At 38.4% G+C, this 21,062-nt stretch carries 16 protein-coding genes; 3 read left to right on the top strand and 13 right to left on the bottom strand.

The genetic code is table 11. The annotated features are described in order from the left end of the window. Nucleotides 1-34: 34 nt before the first annotated feature. The 13 genes from QE450_RS05380 to rpiA all read right to left on the bottom strand — a co-directional run bounded on the left by QE450_RS05380 (nucleotide 35) and on the right by rpiA (nucleotide 14,417). Entirely contained in the window at nucleotides 35-796 is a 762-nt protein-coding gene (locus tag QE450_RS05380) for a class I SAM-dependent methyltransferase (protein WP_301261368.1), read from the bottom strand. 137 nt (nucleotides 797-933) lie between these two features. Continuing rightward, a complete protein-coding gene (locus QE450_RS05375) occupies nucleotides 934-2,661 on the bottom strand; it encodes an ATP-binding protein (RefSeq protein ID WP_307297621.1) in 1,728 nt (575 codons plus the stop codon). 28 nt (nucleotides 2,662-2,689) lie between these two features. Continuing rightward, nucleotides 2,690-3,784, bottom strand: a complete 1,095-nt coding sequence (locus QE450_RS05370; RefSeq protein ID WP_301261369.1) for a cobalamin B12-binding domain-containing protein — start codon at nucleotides 3,782-3,784, stop codon at nucleotides 2,690-2,692. 235 nt (nucleotides 3,785-4,019) lie between these two features. Continuing rightward, nucleotides 4,020-4,487 carry a hypothetical protein gene (locus QE450_RS05365; RefSeq protein ID WP_307297618.1) on the bottom strand — a complete coding sequence of 156 codons (468 nt, stop codon included), beginning with the start codon at nucleotides 4,485-4,487 and terminating at the stop codon, nucleotides 4,020-4,022. Further along, on the bottom strand, nucleotides 4,484-6,496 hold the full coding sequence (locus QE450_RS05360) for a S9 family peptidase (RefSeq protein ID WP_307297617.1): 2,013 nt from the start codon (nucleotides 6,494-6,496) through the stop codon (nucleotides 4,484-4,486). The genes QE450_RS05365 and QE450_RS05360 overlap by 4 nt, the downstream gene beginning before the upstream one ends. 67 nt (nucleotides 6,497-6,563) lie before the next feature. Beyond that, nucleotides 6,564-7,427, bottom strand: a complete 864-nt coding sequence (locus tag QE450_RS05355; RefSeq protein ID WP_273615707.1) for an ABC transporter permease — start codon at nucleotides 7,425-7,427, stop codon at nucleotides 6,564-6,566. Between the two features lie 32 nt (nucleotides 7,428-7,459). Then, on the bottom strand, nucleotides 7,460-8,377 hold the full coding sequence (locus QE450_RS05350) for an ABC transporter permease (RefSeq protein ID WP_307297614.1): 918 nt from the start codon (nucleotides 8,375-8,377) through the stop codon (nucleotides 7,460-7,462). A 96-nt stretch (nucleotides 8,378-8,473) separates the two neighbouring features. Further along, on the bottom strand, nucleotides 8,474-10,009 hold the full coding sequence (locus tag QE450_RS05345; protein ID WP_307297612.1) for an ABC transporter substrate-binding protein: 1,536 nt from the start codon (nucleotides 10,007-10,009) through the stop codon (nucleotides 8,474-8,476). A gap of 37 nt (nucleotides 10,010-10,046) precedes the next feature. Continuing rightward, on the bottom strand, nucleotides 10,047-11,276 hold the full coding sequence (locus QE450_RS05340; protein WP_307297611.1) for a M20 metallopeptidase family protein: 1,230 nt from the start codon (nucleotides 11,274-11,276) through the stop codon (nucleotides 10,047-10,049). Beyond that, nucleotides 11,276-12,031, bottom strand: a complete 756-nt coding sequence (locus tag QE450_RS05335; protein ID WP_273615703.1) for a FadR/GntR family transcriptional regulator — start codon at nucleotides 12,029-12,031, stop codon at nucleotides 11,276-11,278. The genes QE450_RS05340 and QE450_RS05335 overlap by 1 nt, the downstream gene beginning before the upstream one ends. Before the next feature lie 268 nt (nucleotides 12,032-12,299). Continuing rightward, complete coding sequence (locus tag QE450_RS05330; RefSeq protein WP_273615702.1) at nucleotides 12,300-12,782, bottom strand: MarR family winged helix-turn-helix transcriptional regulator; 483 nt, start codon at nucleotides 12,780-12,782, stop codon at nucleotides 12,300-12,302. 130 nt (nucleotides 12,783-12,912) lie between these two features. Beyond that, nucleotides 12,913-13,539: an FMN-dependent NADH-azoreductase gene (locus QE450_RS05325; protein WP_273615701.1), complete on the bottom strand. Its 627-nt coding sequence runs from the start codon at nucleotides 13,537-13,539 to the stop codon at nucleotides 12,913-12,915. 194 nt (nucleotides 13,540-13,733) lie between these two features. After that, on the bottom strand, nucleotides 13,734-14,417 hold the full coding sequence (rpiA, locus tag QE450_RS05320; RefSeq protein WP_274170364.1) for a ribose-5-phosphate isomerase RpiA: 684 nt from the start codon (nucleotides 14,415-14,417) through the stop codon (nucleotides 13,734-13,736). Between the two features lie 177 nt (nucleotides 14,418-14,594). Between rpiA and QE450_RS05315 the strand changes: the two genes are divergently transcribed. The 3 genes from QE450_RS05315 to QE450_RS05305 all read left to right on the top strand — a co-directional run bounded on the left by QE450_RS05315 (nucleotide 14,595) and on the right by QE450_RS05305 (nucleotide 20,930). After that, entirely contained in the window at nucleotides 14,595-14,792 is a 198-nt protein-coding gene (locus QE450_RS05315) for a hypothetical protein (RefSeq protein WP_273615699.1), read from the top strand. 487 nt (nucleotides 14,793-15,279) lie between these two features. Further along, a complete protein-coding gene (locus QE450_RS05310; protein WP_307297608.1) occupies nucleotides 15,280-17,037 on the top strand; it encodes a methyl-accepting chemotaxis protein in 1,758 nt (585 codons plus the stop codon). 182 nt (nucleotides 17,038-17,219) lie between these two features. Further along, the gene (locus QE450_RS05305) at nucleotides 17,220-20,930 is read left to right on the top strand and encodes a non-ribosomal peptide synthetase family protein (protein WP_307297607.1); all 3,711 of its coding nucleotides are present in this window, start codon (nucleotides 17,220-17,222) and stop codon (nucleotides 20,928-20,930) included. The last annotated feature ends 132 nt before the right edge of the window (nucleotides 20,931-21,062 follow it).

Below are 21,062 nucleotides of genomic sequence, written 5' to 3'. Positions count from 1 at the left end.
TTACACAGTACAATATGTTTATCCTGCTTATAGCTTACTTGTCGGTAGATGACTGTACTTGTTGCAACACTTCAGGATGAGGCTGTGGATCTTCTTTACAAGCTGCAAATGTGATCCAATTGCCTTGTAGTTCGATCTCTTTGCCATCTTTGGTTTCTTCGATTGCTTGAGCAACTGCTTTGCGCTCGATAATATTCCAACCTTCATAATATTCATTTAAAAGTTCTAACAATTGTTCTGTGGTCAAATTCAGCTCGATATTGCCTTCTTCAGCTTCTTGCGTCTTTTGATCCACTTGTTGAACCGAAGAAGTCATAGAGATTAGATGAATACCACCTGTACGAGTACCTGCTTGCATGCTGTTAATTACTTTTTGCAATGAATCTTGGGAAGATACATGCTCTAAGCATCCGGTAGCAATCATATAATCATAAGCATCCGGCTCAATAGTGTAACTTTCTACATCACTGGTAACCGCTTCGATCCGATCAGCCACGTTGTATTCTTCTGCATATTTCTGCAATTGCTCAATCGCAGAATCTAGCAAATCGACCCCTACCACAACACCGCCTTCAGTTAATTGTTGAGCAACTGGAATCGTATGTCTGCCGACTCCACAAGCCATATCCAATACTTTTGGTGCAGGTGTATATTTTTGCAGACGTTCTAACAACTCCATCACAATCGGTGTAGGCCCTGCCATCCAAGTTCCAGGTTCAAACAATTTATTTTCTTCATAAAACTTTTCGTGGTAATCGGATTCTGATTCTCTAGCTGTGTCAAATGCTGCGCACATCATGTATCTCCCCTTATCATCAATTGGTATATCTACCATTACCCAAGTAATCACATATTATAAAGGGGAGCGCTCATTTATTTATAGATGTATACAAAAAAGGAACCTGCAAAGTGCAGATTCCCTGATCATTCTTTTTATTTGACTAAATATTCTAGTTCCCGACAAGCTTTTTCATAAGCAGGAGCTAGCAACTGGACGAGTTCTTGAACTCCTCGCAAATCATCTTCTTTAGCCAATGTTTCAATCTGATGCAACAATTGCGCCATATATTGAATTCCTATACTCAAGCTACCTGATTTGAGTTCGTGTGCAGCTTCAGACAATGCTGCTGCATCTTTACGGAGTACTAGCTTTTTTAATCGTTCTAGCTTGGTAGGTGTCTCACTTTTGTACATTTCGATAAGCGTCCGCAATACTTCTGGATCACCATCATCATTCAATTCCAGTATTTCTTGAATCACACTCATATCCAATGCTTTTTCATGAACGATATCTGGAAGCCATTTACGCATCATGACGGTTAGACTTTCAAGATTAACCGGCTTGGTCAAAATATCATTCATCCCTGCATCCAGACACTTCTGCCGATCTTCCTGACTGGTATTACCAGTCAAAGCAATAATCGGTACCGGTGAGCGCATCTCTGCTGTTTCTAATTCACGAATTTTGTGAGTAGCTTGCAGACCATCCATAATAGGCATACGGTTATCCATTAAAATTAAATGATAGGTTTGTCCAAGATATTTGGAGATGGCTTCTTGTCCGTTGCTGACTGTATGGACTTGTTCCATTCCCATCTTTTTCAGTTGTAGTTGAATCACCTGACGATTAATGGGATTATCTTCTACAATTAATATAGCTTTATCCGTCTGTTTATGATGCAAATGAGAAGGAAGTTGATGATGATCGATCTGCTGTTCATCGAGACTCGTATGGATTAACGCTTGAGTGTCCGAAGAAGCTTGAACTTTTTTGAGCGGAATATCGAACCAAAAAGTTGATCCTTTATTTTCTTCACTTTTCAAATCAATCGTTCCTTCCATCAGCTCTACAAATGACTTACAAATGGAGAGCCCCAGCCCCGTTCCTTCTACATCGTTTTTGCCAGGTTGATCAGCTTGTGCATAAGGCTGAAACATATTTTTTTGATTTTCTTCAGAGATGCCGATTCCTGTATCTGTAACTTCGATGTGAAGAACCTGTAAATTTGCACTGTTGTGTTTCAATTGTATACTGACTTCGATCTTTCCTTGTTTGGTAAATTTATTAGCATTACTGAGCAAATTAAGCAAAATTTGTCTTATTCTGCCGCCATCGCCCACCAATTCATTTTCTACCCGGTAATCAATAAAAGCCGAAATCACATTCTCATTTTTTTGCGCTTTGGGTTCACTTAACCGAATAATATGATCCAATAATAATCGCAAATCAATAGGTTCTTCTTGCAGTCTCATTTTGCCGGCTTCCATTTTGGAAAGGTCCAGCATATTGTTAATCATACTGAGCAATAGTTCAGCCGACTCTTGAATTAACATTACAGACTGTTGTTGCTCTTGCGATAATCCAGAACTCATTAAAATTTCGGACATACCGATCATTCCATTCATCGGTGTACGTATTTCATGAGTCATAATTGCCAAAAAGCGAGCACGTGCTTGATTGGCATGGATAGCTTCTTCTTTTGCCGCATTCAACTCAGCATTGGTTTTGGCTAACTGACGTTGTAGCGTAACCATTTCATTATTCATTGCTGAAAATTCAGCTAGTATTTGCTCTTCTTGATACTTGCCTTTAATCATCTTATGGGAAAGATCTTCTATCGTTTTACGCAAAATAGTGATTTCTTGTTCAGCATTCGTCATTGCGTTCATCTTCCCTTCTAAAGGCTATTCAACCTTTTACCGAGGGCTGGCTGCCTGACTCATTCAGGGCTACTAAGCTTGTCGCTATTTCAACAGCTTCATTTGCATCAGGTGCAAAACCATCTGCCCCAACTCGCTTCCACAGTTCCCTGTCAATATTAAACGGCAATCCGCCGACAATGATTTTGACATCTCTGGTTGATTCTTCAGCGCGAATTTTTTCAATTAAGTCTTGCACTAAATGAACGTGAAAGGTCATTGTTGCAGAAATAGCAATTACATCCGCCTGATGATGCACAATGGATTGTAAAAGACTGTGATCTGGAACATTAGCACCTAAATAATAGGTGTTCCAGCCTTCCATTTCAAAAAAATCAGCCAACATTCGAATCCCGATCTCATGTTGTTCTTCTCCGACACAGGCCGCAACTAAGCGATATCGTTCCTCACCTGCGCTTATCCAATATGGATACAGACGTGAAATGATACTTTGTGTTGCCGCTGTACAGAAATGTTCTTGAGCAATATTAATATCGCCAATTTGCCATAACCGACCGATCTCATATTGTACAGTCTGGAATATATGAATGTATATATCTTTGATAGGAGTATCGTTTTCAAGAAGATGTACGATAAGCGCGTAGGCCTCTTTGCGTTCTGTACGTAGCAAACAATCTAGGTATTGTTTTGCTTCTTTTCCTAATAACGAGGTATCCAACATGTACGATGTTTGCGATTCACTGGTTTGAACATGATGTATCCCCATATCCAGATAATCAATCACATTGGATTTGTGGGGATGATCAAAACTTTTTTGAAGCGCTTTTTTGATCGCATGTAAATTTACTAATAAATCTTGTTCGGATACTCGATATCCATTTAACAGTACTTTGAGCCATGAAATATAATTCATAAACAAACTTGGACTCTTCATCAGTACACTTTCAGCTAAATAGCTAATCGTATATAAAGAATCTTGCTTGGTTCTTATTCTGCCATTAGATCCAAATCGTTGCATTAAGTCTGGCTGCTGACGATACTGCATCTGTGTTACTTTTTCTGCAAATCGATCTGCTTGCGATATGAGTTGTTGTCCTGCTGTTTCTTCTCGTTGTAGTGCCATCGCGCCTGACCTCCTTGTCATAAAGACCTTACGAGGATCAATTCGCTTGCACAGATCGTAAGATGTGTTTATAACTGCTGATTATTCAGCTTATCATTTATATCCAGAATGTATACCTTGGTGAAATTTTCCCATAGATTGACGAATTAAGCAAGTTCTATAGGTTGCATTTCGCATATAAAACCCACTTTTCATATCTATATTAAAGTAAAAAAACAGAAAAAGCTGTCATGAATCAACAGCTTTCGTTTTTTAAACGTATTTGCATTGTCTGCGTATTTGATAGCGTTTGCGTATCTATCACAATTTCCCACTGAATACCGATTTTTTCGTTTATATTCGATATCATGTCTGAATGCAATAACAATCCTGATAATTGATTTCCGCTTTGTTGGTAATCCCGATGTTCTTGCAGTTGATATCGGAAGTATAAAAGTCGTTTGACACCACCGATATGAATAAACTTGAACCTGTATCCTTCAAGTATCGCTTGTTCCCATGGATCATTCATATCTGTCGCAATCTGTAGACGATCTAACATATCCATTTGCGGATCAGCTACATTTGACAATAAGAGTGTCCAATCTTTGTTATGAATATAAGCGATAATGGTTGCTGGATCTAATCCACTACTCATACAGTTCTCAATCCACAATCCTACAGGTAACGATAGCTTCACTTTTTCCAAAAATGGTTCTGTCATAAATGAACCTCTAGCGGACTATCTATATATTGCTTGATCCAATCATTCACATGAGTTAACAAGTCTACACGATAGCTAGGCTTACCACTTTTGAGTACCATATGATTAGAATCAGGATAGCGAACCATTTTGGTCACTTTGCCTTGACGTTTGAGTGCAGTATATAACTGTTCTCCTTGTTCGATAGGACAGCGCATATCTTGCTCTCCATGAATAATCAGTAGTGGTGTCTCTATCTGTTGCACATGAGCAAGTGGCGATTGCGACCATAACCGTTCTGTATCTTCCCAGGGATTACCACCGATTATCCCTTCTGTATAGGAAATACCAATATCGCTAATTCCATAAAAGGAAATCCAATTGGAAATACAACGCTGTGTAACAGCTACACGAAAACGATCATCATGAGCAATTATCCAATTGACCATAAGTCCGCCATAACTACCACCACATATACCTAACTGTTGGTCATTACATTCAGGATGATGTTGCAGTATATAATCTACTGCTTCTAGTAGATCACGATAATCGCCACCCCCGAAATCTTGACGACAAGCTTGAGCAAAATGCTGTCCATAACCGAAGCTACCACGCGGATTAATCATCATTACCGCATAGCCCTGTGATACTAATGCCTGCATTTCGTGGCTATAAGCATCAGAATACATCGCATGTGGCCCACCATGAATCTGTAAAATCAAAGGAATTTTAGAATCATGATCTACTATATCTGTTGGTTTCATCAACCACCCTTGAATCTGGATACCTTCTTTATTGGTATACCAAAATAATTCGGGTACCGATACACTGTAATCAGCTAGCCATAGATGAGTATTTGTTAACGGTTTTACTTCGTCCCATTGGATATTGGATACTGGAAGAAATGGAAATGTTACTAACTCATATGGATGAGTAGCATCAGCAACTAGCGCTACCATAATATCTTGTTGTGGAGCATAGACGATCTGATGAATATCTTTTCCACCTGTTGTTATTGGAGTACATACTCCTTCTTCGGTGATACGATATAGATCTACACTACCTTGATAAGTTCCTAATACATAGATAGATTGTCCATCTGTACTATAGATTGGCCCGGGTATCGCAGCCGCAGTCTTCATATCATTCAGTATAAAATTACCGAACTGAATCTGTGATTGTGGTGTTAACGAACGTATTTGCTTCGTTGATCGGTCTATTCGGTACACTTGATTCTGAGTACCACTGCCATATTCTCGATCATTAGCTATACATGTCCATGACTTTCCATCCGGTGCATATGCAAATTGGCTAATCATAAGATCATGATTGGTCTGTATTTCTGTATGTCCAGAAGCGATTTCTAGCGTGTATAAATCTTGATAAAAAACTAGATCCATATCACTATATATAATAGAAGCATTTTTTTGAGCAAGGTAACTTATTTCGGTTCCATCTGGTGACCAGACAGGTGATGAAACATCAAAATCGCCCTCTGTTATCTGTGTCATTTGACGAGTCGATAATTCAAGTAAAAACAGATGTTGATACGTTCCATTCCACAATCCAGAACCTTCTGCTTTGGGTGTAGTTCGCTCTACAATTTGTCCACGATCAGGTGCATGAGCTTCTACTTCACGCTCTCCTATCACTCGACTTGTCAATATGATAGATCGTCCATCTGGAGACCAGCGAAACAATCCTATTCCACGTTCAAGCTTGCTGTATTGATTTATTGAGCTATCAATCATATCCAATATCCACAATTGTGGCTTATGATCTGTTTTACGAATAAAGGCTAAATATCTGCCATTAGGCGACCAGTCAGGTGCATAATCATAATCCCCATCGGTTATTCTTTTCTTTTGCTTTCGATCGGCTGATTGATAATAGATATGCGTTTTGTATTGATTACGTTCAGCATCAATACTTTTGTACACATAAGCTATAGCTCCATCAGGATGAATCGAAGGATCACTTACCCAGTTATACTTATACAGATCTTCAGGTTGTATCGTTGTTTGACTCATCAGAATAGGCTCCTTTACAGATCGAATCGTTATTGATACCGCAACTATTTATCGCTTTTGTTATATGCTAGGACTGATCATTAGTAATGCGAGGATCTAATTTGTCCCGTAACCAGTCTCCTAGAAAAATAACTCCCAATACTGTAAATGTAATCGCTAATCCCGGAAAAGTAGCTACCCACCAGCTAGTCGCAATATATTGTCTACCATCACTGAGCATTCCACCCCATGATACATCAGGCGGTTTAATCCCTAGCCCGAGAAAGCTTAACGATGCTTCCATTAGAATCGTTGTTGCTACATTCATACTGGAAATTACAATTAATGATGACATCACATTCGGTAAAATATGACGGAATAATAAGCGACCTTGCCCTGCTCCTGCGGATTGCGCCGCTTTGACAAAATCGCGTTCTTTGAGACCTAAGACTTCACTTCGGATCACTCTAGCATAAGACACCCAATTGGTTAACCCGATTACGATAATCAAAGTTATCAATCCAGGCTGAGTTACAGCAAGTACAACCAATGCTAACAATATCGAAGGAATCGCTAGAAAAGAATCTGCTACTCGCATAATAATTGCATTGATCCATTTGCCATAATAACCGGATAACAATCCTAAGACTGCTCCAATCATACCGGATACCAGTACTGCACCTACACCAACAATTAAAGATACACGAGCACCATATACAATACGGCTCCAAATATCACGTCCTAGATTATCTGTACCTAACCAGTAACTAGATTCTCCTCCATCTAACCATACGGGTGGTTTGAGTCGTTTTAGCGGTGCAACTGAACCAGGATCATGAGTTGCTAACCACGGTGCCAGCAGAGCGCATAATACTACCGCCAAAATAATCAGCAATCCTAATGTGCCGGTTTTACTTTTTAATAACTGACGGATCATTCCTTGATCAGGCATATCTTATCATCCTTTCTAACATTCATTCCTGATCAACGGTACGTAATACGAGGATCAAGCAGACGATACGTAATATCTGTTAATAGATTTCCTATAATGACAATTAACGCAATCACAAATACGGATGCTTGTACAATCGCCATATCATGTGTATTCACAGCAGTTACTAGAAGTTGCCCCAACCCTGGCCAAGCAAATACAGTCTCTGTAATCAATGTACCGCCGATCAGACTGGTAAATTGTAGACCTACAATAGTCACCACAGGAATCAATCCATTGCGAAAAGCATGCTTCATAATAATAATAAATGGACGTAATCCTTTACTTTTGGCTGTGACTATATAATCTTGATTTAAAATTTCCAGCATACTGGAACGAACCAACCGCGTCATCTGTGCTCCAATACCGATACCAAGTGTAAAAGCAGGCAATAATAAATGTTCAATGCCACCTCTGCCTGATACAGGTAAAGCACCTAATATGACTGAAAATAACAAAATCAGCATAATTCCCATCCAAAAGTTGGGCATTGCTTTGCCGATCACCGAAATACCTGATATTAATAAGTCAGTAAATGTATTACGTTTTACTGCGGACAAAATACCAAGCGGAATCGCCATCACAATTGCAAAAATCATCGCTGCCACTGCTAACTCAAAGCTAGCTGGTAAACGCTCTAACACAAGCGGTAAAGCCGATTCTCCATAGCGAAATGAAGTACCAAAATCACCTTGAATCGCACTTCCTAAAAATGTAATGTATTGCTTATACAATGGTTGATCTAAGCCTAATGCTTCTGTAAGTACAGCACGATCTTCTGCTGTTGCTGTCTCGGGTAACATCAACGCTACAGGATCACCAGTCACCCGTACCAGAATAAAAACGATTAACGATACAAGTAGCAATACCGGAATAATTTGAAGTAGTGATTTCACAATATAACTTTTCAAGCTAATCACCTCCATACCTAGCATATAGTTCTTACATTTCAATGATTACGATAACAAAAAGCAGGGACGATACATTTCCATCCCTGCTGCATTTTTTTATCCATTCACAGGTGTAATATCATCTGCATAGAACATTTCATCACTTCTTGGTGTAAATTTCACACGACCATCAGCTCCATAAATACCTTCCATTTGGAACAAATACACAGCCGGACGTTCTTCTGCCAAAATCTGCTGTACTTCTTGATATTGTTTTTCACGAGATGTCGAGTCCATATTTACAAGTGCATCTTGTAACAACTTTTCAACTTTCGGATTGTTGAAGTCTGTTTCTCCTGCTGCTTCTGTTTTTAGATAACGATTGTAGTTATTAGAAGCATCGAACAATGAATTACCGATACCGATCATAAAGATTTCTTTGAATGACTTGGAGCTATAACGTTCACTAAAAGCACTAGGTTCCAACACTTCCAGATTGGCTTTGAATCCTGCTTCATTGAGCATCGCTGCTACAACTTCTGCATATTCTTTATACTGAGAAGATACGGTCATATTAAGTTCTGCTCCTGTATGACCTGACTCTTGTAACAATTGCTTGGCTTTGGCTGGATCGTATAAGGTCTGTTTGTATAGTGAAGGATCTGCTCCAAAGTTACCTGGCGTTACAGAAGTACGCGTCACAATCCCTGCTCCACCTGCAATACTATCTACAATCCCTTGCTTATCAATTGCCAAATCAATCGCTTCACGTACTTTAGGATCAGCCGTGACTGTCCCTTCGGTTTCACGCAAAATCAATTGCAATACACGTTGGATCGGAGCTTTCACAATTTGTTTTCCTTCTTCGCTTTGAATACGTTCGACATCAGTTGAAGGAATACCTGAAGCAATATCAATCCCACCTGCTAACAATTCCGATACACGTGTCGAAGCTTCTGGAATCGAACGGAACACCACTGTATCCCATTTCGGTGCATCGCCAAAGTATTTATCATTTTTGACCAGTTCTACACGATCATCTTTGATCCATTTGCTGAATTTGTAAGGGCCTGTTCCGACTGGATTTTTAAGAAAAGCATCGATTCCTTTATCTTTGATATATTTTGACGGAAGGATTCCTGCACCCATTTTGGATAAACGATTTAACAATAATGGATCAGGGCCATCGGTAATCATATCGACAGTATAATCATCAATCACTTTGACTTGTTGGATAGATTTGAAATACGAATTTTGTTTGAGTGCACTATCTTTGGCAACACGATCAATCGTATATTTCACGTCTGCCGCTGTAAAAGGATCACCATTATGGAATGTGACGCCTTCACGTAGTTTGAATCTCCATGTTGTATCATTTACCTGTTCCCATGATGTAGCCAGTACAGGCACTTTCTTTTGTTCATTATCATTTTTGACTAAATAATCAAACATATTTACCAGTACCGCTTCACTAGACGTATTGTTATTGTTATGCGGATCAAAGCTTTCGATATCTGTTGCATGCCCGATTGTTAATGTTTTGCTATTGGTCGCTGAATCAGTAGATGTTCCTTTGTTACTCCCACAACCTGCTACCACTATCGCTACTATAAGCAGTAATACTGTACTCGTTATCCAAGATTTTGTTTTCATACCTTCCACTCCTACCCTTTTGAGATCATATTTATTTTTATTTGTGATGATTCACTGGTTGATCCAAGTAATGTAATGCAAGTGCAGACAACGTGGCCACACCGTAAGGAAGTGCTGATTCATCCAGATCGAACATGGGATGATGTAATGGATAAGAAGTCTCTGGCTGTCCATTGCTTGTCCCTAAGCGGAAAAAGACAGCCGGTACTTTTTCTGCATAAAAAGCAAAATCTTCGCCACCTGTTGAAGGACGCGTATATTGCCATTTCGGCCCTGCTGCCATCAGATCACAAGTGGCTGTTAAGAAATCAACCATCTGGTTATCATTTTTGACAACAGGATAATTCATTTGATAATCCAGCTCATAATCAGCACCAAATGACGATACAATTCCTGCTATGATCTGCCTGATCTTGATCGGCATTTGCTGACGAACTTCCGCAGACAATGTGCGTACTGTTCCTAGCATTTCGACTTCTGAAGCAATAGCTGCCGCCATTGTGCCCCCTCGAATCTGACCGATACTCACAACCGCTGTCTCCAAAGGGTCTATCATACGACTTGTAATTTGTTGCAAAGCAGAAATGACTTGAGCAGACACAGCAATCGCATCAATTCCTTCATGTGGACGTGCTCCATGTCCTCCTTTACCAACAATACGAAGCGTAAAAAAGTCAGCAGAAGCAAAAGCCACTCCTTTGCATACTGATACTTCTCCTACCTGCAAACTCGGAAAAACATGTAAACCAGCCATTGCATCCACATGAGGATGCTCTAATACACCATCTTGAATCATTGCATCTGCTCCTGCTAATCCTTCTTCTGCGGGCTGAAATACGAATTTGATATTGCCGGATGCAGGTCGACCGATAGACGTTAACAATTGAGCGGCACCCATAAGCATAGTGGTATGAGCATCATGACCACACAGATGAGCTTTACCTTCCGATTGAGAAGCATAACTGGTTTGCTTGGCATCTTGAATCGGTAAAGCATCCATATCCGCTCGCAGTCCAATGGTTGGGCCGGGTTCTAACCCACGCCATAGCCCGACAACGCCTGTTTTCCCAATACCTGTCTGCACTTCAAGTCCCAGACTTTGTAAATGTTCAGCTACAATCGCTGAAGTTCGAACTTCTTCATACCCGATCTCAGGATGAATATGTAGATCACGGCGCCATGCGGTTAAATTCTCCTGCATAGACTGCGCAGCTGGTAATAACTGCGCCAGTCTAATCTGGATATCTTGCTGATCAGGATGATTCATTATGATTCACTCTCCTTTTCCAGAATCGATACCGGTTGATCAAATACGCGATGATAAATAGACGAAGCAGACTGCTCGATATGTTGACGCATTAATAGTCGGGAACGTTCGCCATCATGAGCACGAAGCACATCTAACAATTCAAAATGACTATCTGAATTGCGTACACGTACTTCCTGACTATAAGGCATCAGATCAAGCGCAGGATTGATTTTGGTACGAATCTCTCGCACTGCTTTTTCAAAATAAGAATTACCGGATGCTTTGGCAATCATCAAATGAAATTTCACATCTAGAGCACGAAATAACTCGCGTGAACAATCTTGTTCAATACTCATCTCCAGATACAGTTGTAATTGATGTAACTCTTCTGCTTGAATACGTTTTGCTGCTAAAAAAGCAGCTTCAGGTTCAATAATAAGACGGTACTCAAATACTTTGCTCCAGGACTCCCAATTGGTCGCAATTTGTTCATGATGACGATGATGTGAATTGAGCGTTAAAGGCAACACAAATGTTCCACCTTTAGCACCTACACGCTTCTCAATCAATCCTTCTTCTTCTAAGCGAGAAAGAGCTTCACGTACGGCTAATCGACTAGCATTGAACATCACTGCCATATCGCGTTCATTGGGAAGTTGTTCTTCTGGCAATAATTCTTTTAAAATAATAGATTCTTCTAATTGATCGAAAATAAAATCACTAACTTTTTTAGGAGAAACTTTCTCAAATTGTTGTGGAAAATAAGTTCGCATGCTTTCCTCCTGATTGAACAGATAATAGTGCAACGTAGAAGATTTATTGTGATAAAGTGGTATTTCGGATCATATGTCATATCAAATGGTCTTATTCATGACTATAATGGTATAAGGTACGAACTTTAGACCATTTAAGCAGACGACAAAAAGTGACTTTTATTTAATATACCTTCTGTGTACGCAGAGGTCAACGATTATTCATACCAAATTGATAGGTTTTATAAATATTAAATAAAAAAAGCCTAATCAGTGGTATAATCCCTGATTAGACTTCTTTATTAGCAGCGGCATATCCTAACTTTTTGAGCAATGGAATAATATCTAACTTTTCATCATGATTCAGACCTTGAGTCGCTTTCATAATCGCTTGTTTGTGACCGGTAAAAATACTTTCAAAAAATTGATTACCTTCTGCTGTAAGCTCTGCAAAAATAACACGACGATCATTATCACAAGCTCGACGGCATAACATTTTTTTCTTTTCTAATTTATCAACAACATACGTAATATTCCCGCTTGAAATCAATACTTTTTGTCCTATTTTCTGCAATGGCTGTGGATTTTCACTGTGGTACAAAAAGTCCAGCACACCGAATTCAGTTGGATTAAGACCATAACTTTGAATATCATCGTTGACTTGATTCATGACAGCCTGATAAGCACGTGATAAAATAATAAGCAAATGAAGCGATTCTTTTTCTTCATCACTTTCTGTGTTGGGATTAGGTTGTATGGATGAGTGTTTCATAGCTGAAACCTCCTTACACTAAGAATAGGTACATGCTAAACATATAGCGCCTGCGATTCTTTTTCATCGATTATTCCGAAAAATACACGCAGACGCTTTATTATTATATTACAATGGTCATAACTGTAACTTAGAAGTTTTGTGCAACTGTTGCTGCATTTTGAAGACCATCAGCAACGATTTGTTGTGAACGATCTGGGAATGCGTTGTGACCTTCGATGATGAATTTCTCAACATCTGTAATACCCCAGAATCCAAGCAATGTTTGTACATAACGTACAGCCAATTCGATATCAGCCCCAGGACCTTCAGAATATACGCCACCACTAGCGTGTAACAACATTACTTTTTTACCGCCAGCAAGTCCTACAGGACCTTCAGCAGTATATTTGAATGTTTTACCAGCTTGAGACAAGTAATCGAAGTAGCTATGCAATACAGCAGGAACTGCAAAGTTCCACAATGGGAATGCAATAACAACTTTATCAGCATCCAAAAATTGAGTTAAGTATTTGTTTACACGGTCAACAGCCGCTTGCTCTTCAGCAGATACTTCCATACCTTGAGAAGCTTTGAAGTTAGCACCCAATACAAAAGCATCATAGTAAGGGATATTTTCAGCGAATAAATCAAGTTCTACAACTTCATCTTGTGGATGAGCAGTTTTGTAGCTGTTAAGGAATGCTTCGTATAGTTGTACACTGACTGCTTGATCAGCAGGACGGTTGTTTGCTTTGACAAAAAGAACTTTAGACATGGATAAAATCTCTCCTTTTATTTGGACACTGTAATAGTATCAATTCATAAATCTTAATTTAAAGATAATATATAAACAAACTTTTGTCAACTATAAATTATATAGTGCCTTTTTCAATATTACATAGAGATAACCGCCTGATCACTTCCTCTATCAGACGGTTATTTTATGTTTTGCATACAACCTTTATCTCATCAGCGACGTGATGGTGCACGCAATACTTCGATTACGCCACTTTCATAAGCTACAACGACAGCACTAGCCATATGAATAAATAGTCCATTATCTACAATACCTGGCACATTATTCAGTTGATGATGTAAGCGAACAGCATCTTCAATCACGTCAAAATGACAATCGACTGTATAATTGCCATTGTCTGTTTTGAAAACATCGCCTTCTTTAGTTTGACGCAACACAGGCTTGCAACCAAAGCTGGCTAACTTTTCTATTGTCCATTCATGAGCAAATGTAACTACTTCTACAGGTAAAGGAAATGCACCTAATTTCTGCACTACTTTATTCTCACCTGTAATAATCATCACCTGACGACTGCGAGCGGCTACAATTTTTTCACGTAATAGTGCTCCACCGCCACCTTTGATCAAGTTAAGATCAGGATCGACTTCATCTGCTCCATCAATAGTCAGATCAATTTCGCCTACTTCTGCAAAAGGAATAATAGGAATAGACCATTTGCGAGCTAAATTTTCAGACTGAACGGATGTCGCTACTGCACGTATATGTAGTCCTTGCTTTACACGTTCACCGATTTTTTCGATAGCATACGCTGCTGTAGAACCTGTCCCCAGCCCAACCATCATGCCATCTTCTACCCAATCCACTGCTTTTTCTGCAGCCAACTTTTTAATGTTCATTACCTGTTCACTCCATTATTAGTCTAATAATTTATTGAATACCATGTTCATGATATGAAATAACAGAATGAATACCATCCATAGATTTCATGTAACATTTGAACTATACTGATATACGGGTGAATATTCTTAGCATCATACTATACACATTCACAAATTAAAAGGAGCCTAAAAACCATGCGAACCGAAAATCAGATCAAATCCAAACTCAACGAATTGACACTTCAAAAAAGAAATATCCAAACTCGTCTTGCCGATTTAACACCTGAAACTGCTTCTTATACCTCGCTCAATGAACAACTTGTTCGTATCGAAGATATGTCCAACATGCTTGAATGGGTACTGAATGAGCCTCTAGGAAAATATCATGCGTAATCATGCTATATTCTATTTTATCTGAATCAATTCAGAATTACAAAAGCAATTCCTCTCTATATTCCTGCCTTTTTTATTTCAAAAAGTGACATAATATACGCTTTTTTAAATTTTTTTAGGTCTTTTGATTCAATTCTATTGAACTATGTTTATAAAAATAAAGAAAATTGATTTTAACTATAAATTATTGGAATACAAATTCCGACATATAGAATTGAGTGTTACTGTGCCATATTTTACAGCGTTCTGGAAATAAAGCGACAAATTATTCGATAACGGCAAATTTTCTAATCATACTAAATACCTAATTTGCTTAATTTTTATTTGGTGTAATTTGTCACTTGTATTTCTTTTCGTTGTTTTCAACAGTCTCGTAACGGGTCCTCTATCAAATCTAAAAAATCTTAGATTGTTGGCTATCCTGACCGATAAGCTTTATAGGGGCACACAATCTTAGATCCACCAATCAAAAATAGGAGTGAGAGCATTGAAGAAAATCAGCAGACTATCTTTTTTCGCCAAAAACTTATTAATCTCAGCAGTTAGCATCATACTTATTGGTGTTATTTTGCTAGTGAGCAGCTATTTTACGCAGAAAACGATCTTAATTAATCAACTACATGGTCAAGTTCAGGCGGTAACAGATACTTTTGCTCAAGGTATTACAAATGCTGATGTTGAAAAACTTGTGGCAGAAAAAAGCTATGACGGTGCTAAACAAACCGAAATCCGTAGCTACTTAGATAATATTAACAAATACAACCCTAATATTTCACAAGCTTATATTTTTGGTACAGAACTAGCAGATGGCAACAAAACGTCTCTAATCGCTGTTCCAACTAAAGTTATGGAAGCTTTGAAACAAGGAAATATAAACATTGGATATTTGTATGAACAACCTACTGAAATCGTAAATGGTATTCAAGAAATGCTCAAAACTAAACAACCAACATTTACAAGTTTTTATACAGATGATCTTGGACTATGGACAACTATTTTGTATCCAATCCAAAATGCTGACGGTAAAGTTGTTGCTTATTTTGGCGTTGATGCTGATGCAAGTGCTGTTCCTGAAGGTCTGAATCAATTGTTAGTACGTGGTATTACAATCATGGTGCTATTCTTGATCGTTATCTTCTTACTTCAATTCTTTGTTGTTCGTAGAACACTAGCTCCTCTTCGTGAATTGATTCGCGGAATTGAAGATGTAAGTAAAGGTAATTTGGATATTCATATCAAAACAGGTAAAGACGATCTCGGTATTATCAATCACAAATTTAACCAAATGGTTGAAAAAATGAACAGTGTTATCGTCAATGTACAATCTGCTTCTCAACAAGTTACTGAATCTGCCAAAATGCTGATGGATACTTCATCTGATAATAGCGAGCGTTCATTAACATTAATTACTAATATTCAAGATATTGCAAATGGTATGAAATATCAGGAAGAAGCTACAGAAGATACAGCTAAAGCAATGAGCGAGATTTCAACAGTTATCCACTCTATAGCAAATAACTCTTCTAATGTGGCTGACCAAGCATATTCAATGGAACAAAAATCAGTTGAAGGTAACAAAGTAGTCAATCAAGTCACCGAACAAATGACATTGATCTCTCGTTCTGTACATGACACGTCCAAAGCTGTTGAATTGCTAGAAAGCCGTTCACAAGAAATCGGTAATATTTTGGGTATTATTACAGGCATCTCTGGTCAAACGAACTTGCTTGCATTGAACGCTTCTATTGAAGCCGCTCGTGTAGGTGAACATGGACGTGGATTCGCAGTTGTTGCTGGAGAAGTTCGTAATCTTGCAGAACAATCCGCTCAATCGGCTAACCAGATCAGTACGTTGATTACAGAAATTCAAACCGAGATTCAAAATGCTGTTACAGCAATGAAAAAAGGAACAGAAGAAGTAGAATACGGATTGTCTATTGCTGACCAAACTGGCAAATTGTTTGCCGAAATTCAATCTGTTACCAAACAAGTAACAGAGCAAATTCAAGATATTTCTAGTGCTACTCAAGAAATTTCCGCAGGTACAGAAGAAATGACAGCTACAACTGAGAACCTTAAAACAACAGCAAGTGTTGCAGCAGAAAATAGTGCTAAAGTATCTCAGCATGTAGAAGGTCAAAAATCTTCTATCATTTCTACAACAGATGCAGCTAATCAATTGTCTACAATGGCTGAGCAATTGCAAGAATTGATCTCTCATTTCCATGTACGCAAAATCGATTAATCATTAAATGGTATAAAGAATGCCTTCCACAGAACTTGTGGTTGGCATTCCATTTATATCCTAATATCTCTATGTTAAGAATTTTTTTGTTTATGTTATGAAGTCATATTTAATTCACATATATCGCGTATCCTTTTTTATATCCACCATTACAGCGATCAACTTCAAAGGAGAGATGTTTTATGTCCCTGTCGGAAAATGCCTTTTTACCTAATGATTATATTCAACTGCCTGCTTTGCAAATTCCACTAGATAATACAAGACAACAACAAAAAGACACTTTTGCTGTTTATCGTTTTGATCTTGGTGCCAAAATCGCTTTATACATCGGGACATTAGTCAACCCTATTGAGCGTCAAGCTGTTCTATTTTCTGCTTATCTTGGCTGGCTTTATCGTATCTCTGGGGAACATGAGATACATGCTGTATCTGGATCACCAACAGGATTATTTCCTTTCTCTCTTTCTATTGAAGATTATCCTCACTTTCAATCATTAGTAGATTATGTTCATGCTCAACTTGATACTACCCCTGCTACATCACCTGTTAAAAGTGAAACGATGTTTAATTTTGGTCAACAGATTCCTGCACAACCTGGACAAGTCATGAACTGGAATTTAGAAGCTCATGCCACTTCATTATCTATTGCTATCGAATATAACGATTCTCTGTTAACGGCTGCAACGATTGAAAGATTTGCAGATTATTATATCCGTTTGCTAGAAGGATTATTAGATAATACAACACTTCCTATTGGCTCTATTGATATCTTAAATGCTCAAGATCAAGCGGTATATCAAGAGATGAACAATACCACTTTCCCTTATCAACAGCAACAAACGTATCATGGTGCTTTTGAAGCTGCTGCACAACAATATCCTCAACATATTGCAGTCTCATTTCAAGGAACAGAATATACGTACGAAGAGTTAAACCAACGCGCTAACCAAGTTGCACATTTGTTGCTAAGACAAGGGTTACAACCAGGCGAGTTTGTTACGATGTACATTGATCGTAGTCTATATAGTGTGATTAGTTTATTGGGTATTATGAAAGCTGGCGGTGTCTATGTTCCTGTAGATCCTTCTCACCCTGATGAACGTAATCATTATATTGTTCAAGATACACAGTCTGCTTTTGTATTAATTCAACATAAATACAACAACAAAGTACTTCAATTAACAGAAGGCATTACTACATTACGTGGAATTATTGATATTGAATATCTTACAATCACATCTGATCCTCAATTTTTGTTAAATCCTAATGTTACCGTATTACCTGATGATCTGGCTTATGTCATCTATACTTCTGGATCTACGGGTAAACCTAAAGGTACATTGGTAGCTCATCGTGGTGTTGTCAATCTAGGCGAAATTTTACAAAGAGAATTCAATGTAACTTCTCAAGATGTAATGACTCAGTTTGCTACTTATAGCTTTGACGGCTCTGTCTGGGAAACAATTGCAGCCCTTTTCCATGGTGCTACATTATTCTTATTAGATGCTGAAGAACGAGTATCTATCGAGGAATTTGCAATTGCGGTTGAGCGTACACAGACAACGATTGTAACAGCTTTACCTACTGTATTTTTCAATCAATTATCAGCTTATTTGTCGGACGAAGGTTATGCACGCTTAGCTAGTCTCAAATTGATTGCAGCCGCTGGTGAAGCTTTGTATGGCAAACGTGTACGTACGTTCCAACAGAAATTTGGCAAGCCGATCCATCTGGTTAATGCGTATGGCCCTACAGAATGTACTGTATGTGCAACGATGCATAAAGTCGACCAAACGCTAACCGAAGATATCGTCAATGTGCCTATTGGACGCCCCATTTCTAATTATAAAGTCTATATTATGAATGAGTTCCAAATGCTTGCTCCTATCGGTGTTACTGGCGAAATCTACATTTCGACTGTAGGTATTGCACATGGTTATTTGGATCAACCTGAAAAAACAGCTGCTGCTTTTCTTCCAGACCCTTCCGGTAACGGTGAAAAAATCTATCGTTCAGGTGATCTGGCGAAATTGTTAGCGGATGGCACAATTGAATATGTAGGTAGACGCGATTCTCAAATTAAAATCCGAGGTCATCGTATCGAAATCGGTGAAATTGAAGATAGCTTAAATAAATATCCTAATATGCAAGATGCGGTTGTTGTTCCTAAAGTGGATGAAACTGGTCAAAATATGCTAGTGGCTTATTTTACTACGATTGATGGTACAGCATTGTCTCCAGCTGCGATTAAGCAATTTTTGTCAGATCGACTGCCTTCTTATTTTGTGCCACGATTTGTATGTCAGTTAGATGAGATTCCAATCTCTCCAACAGGCAAAGCAGAACGTAAAAAATTGATTGCTTATGATCATATTGAAATGCAAGAAACAGCTATAGACTATGTAGAGCCTCAAAATGAAACACAACTATTGATAGCTAACGCATGGTCTGAAGTATTGAACAAGCAACAAATTGGTATTCATGATGACTTTTTTGAAATTGGCGGAGATTCACTGAAAGTACTTCATGTTCTTACATTGCTAAAACCACAATTTCCGAATCTCAAAATTGCGGATCTGTTCACTTACAAAACTGTTATCCAATTAGAAGAGTATGTAAAAGAATTGGATAATGAAGTCGTCACCGAATCGACAGAAGTAACTATTCAACAAACGATAGATTTGGTTGAATACCCTGCTCGTATTCACGATAACTATTCAGGAGTATTGAATACGACTCATGTATTGCTAACAGGTGCTACTGGATACTTGGGATCACATTTACTGTATGAGCTGTTACAACAAAGTAATGCTCATGTATATGCACTGGTACGCAAAACAGGTAGTGCAGCCAGTATAGAGCGTCTTAAAGGCACAATGGAGTTGTATTTTGGACAAGAAATTTTACAGCACTTCGAAGATCGTGTTACTGCTGTAGAAGGCGATTTGGAAAGTGTACGTCTAGGACTTAGCGATAACGACTACCAAATGATTACAGATCGTATTGATGCGATTATCCATAGTGCGGCAGATGTAAGACACTTTGGAGATACAGAGCAATTTGCCAAATCAAATATCTATTCCACTGCTGAATTACTATCTATTGCAAGTACGCGTCCGGGTATTCGTTTCCATCATATTTCTACGATGGGGATTCCTGAAGACTTATCACTAGAGGGCAAATGGGATCAGGTCAAACAATCCGGTGCTCTTCTAGATGGTCTACACACAGAAAATATGTACACAAATAGTAAATTAGAAGCCGAAAAATTAATATTTGCAGCCGGTGAGCGTGGTATTCCGGTGAATATTTATCGTGCAGGTAATCTATCCAGTCAATCAGTAACAGGTCGCTTCCAGCGTAATATAGACAGTAATGCTATGTATCGTATGATCAAAGCGATGCTATTATTAGGCAAAGCACCAGCGGCTAATCAATGGATGGATTTTACACCGATCGATTATGCAGGTCGTTCGATTATTCATCTTGCTTTACAACCAGATACTGCCGGTCAACTATTCCATATCTGCAATCCGCAACAAGTTCATTACGATCATTTGATAGACATGATTAAAGAATTTGGATATGAGATAGATGTTTTACCTGCTAAACAATATGCTGAATGGTTATTAGATTCTTCGATTGAGAAGCAAGCAGAAGCTCTTTTACTTGCGATGGGACAATTAGATGGAGACGGAGCGAAAGATTCTGCTTATCGTCTAGCGAATCCGAATACTGCTCAACAACTGGAACAACAAGGTGTATTATGCGCCAAACCAGATTATGAATTTATTTCTGCTATGTTGAGTTATGCATCCAGTATTGGTTACTTCCCTACTGCACCTGTCAAAGAAGATGTAACGTTAGATGAAATGATTTCTAGCGATTATTAATCTATATCATGCTCAAAAAACGATAAAAACATGCAAAAGACCCGGCAAAATTAACCGGGTCTTTTATTTTTCTAAAAAGATTTTACACAACTTAATTGAAAACTATAAACTTATTGAAAATAAATCCGATAT

The organism is Paenibacillus sp. SORGH_AS_0306, assembly GCF_030819345.1.
GTDB lineage: Bacteria > Bacillota > Bacilli > Paenibacillales > Paenibacillaceae > Saccharibacillus > Saccharibacillus kyungheensis.
The sequence above is the reverse complement of the archived record's forward strand: the minus strand, read 5'-3'. Positions and strand labels throughout refer to the sequence as shown.

What these genes read in the sequence shown, in the direction of transcription:
- QE450_RS05370 (WP_301261369.1), bottom strand. Translation starts at nt 3,784, where the DNA reads ATGGCACTACAACGAGAAGAAACAGCAGGACAACAACTCATATCGCAA.
- QE450_RS05330 (WP_273615702.1), bottom strand. Translation starts at nt 12,782, where the DNA reads ATGAAACACTCATCCATACAACCTAATCCCAACACAGAAAGTGATGAA.
- QE450_RS05305 (WP_307297607.1), top strand. Translation starts at nt 17,220, where the DNA reads ATGTCCCTGTCGGAAAATGCCTTTTTACCTAATGATTATATTCAACTG.
- QE450_RS05335 (WP_273615703.1), bottom strand. Translation starts at nt 12,031, where the DNA reads ATGCGAACTTATTTTCCACAACAATTTGAGAAAGTTTCTCCTAAAAAA.
- rpiA (WP_274170364.1), bottom strand. Translation starts at nt 14,417, where the DNA reads ATGAACATTAAAAAGTTGGCTGCAGAAAAAGCAGTGGATTGGGTAGAA.
- QE450_RS05355 (WP_273615707.1), bottom strand. Translation starts at nt 7,427, where the DNA reads ATGCCTGATCAAGGAATGATCCGTCAGTTATTAAAAAGTAAAACCGGC.
- QE450_RS05315 (WP_273615699.1), top strand. Translation starts at nt 14,595, where the DNA reads ATGCGAACCGAAAATCAGATCAAATCCAAACTCAACGAATTGACACTT.
- QE450_RS05345 (WP_307297612.1), bottom strand. Translation starts at nt 10,009, where the DNA reads ATGAAAACAAAATCTTGGATAACGAGTACAGTATTACTGCTTATAGTA.
- QE450_RS05340 (WP_307297611.1), bottom strand. Translation starts at nt 11,276, where the DNA reads ATGAATCATCCTGATCAGCAAGATATCCAGATTAGACTGGCGCAGTTA.
- QE450_RS05375 (WP_307297621.1), bottom strand. Translation starts at nt 2,661, where the DNA reads ATGACGAATGCTGAACAAGAAATCACTATTTTGCGTAAAACGATAGAA.
- QE450_RS05380 (WP_301261368.1), bottom strand. Translation starts at nt 796, where the DNA reads ATGTGCGCAGCATTTGACACAGCTAGAGAATCAGAATCCGATTACCAC.
- QE450_RS05360 (WP_307297617.1), bottom strand. Translation starts at nt 6,496, where the DNA reads ATGAGTCAAACAACGATACAACCTGAAGATCTGTATAAGTATAACTGG.
- QE450_RS05365 (WP_307297618.1), bottom strand. Translation starts at nt 4,487, where the DNA reads ATGACAGAACCATTTTTGGAAAAAGTGAAGCTATCGTTACCTGTAGGA.
- QE450_RS05325 (WP_273615701.1), bottom strand. Translation starts at nt 13,539, where the DNA reads ATGTCTAAAGTTCTTTTTGTCAAAGCAAACAACCGTCCTGCTGATCAA.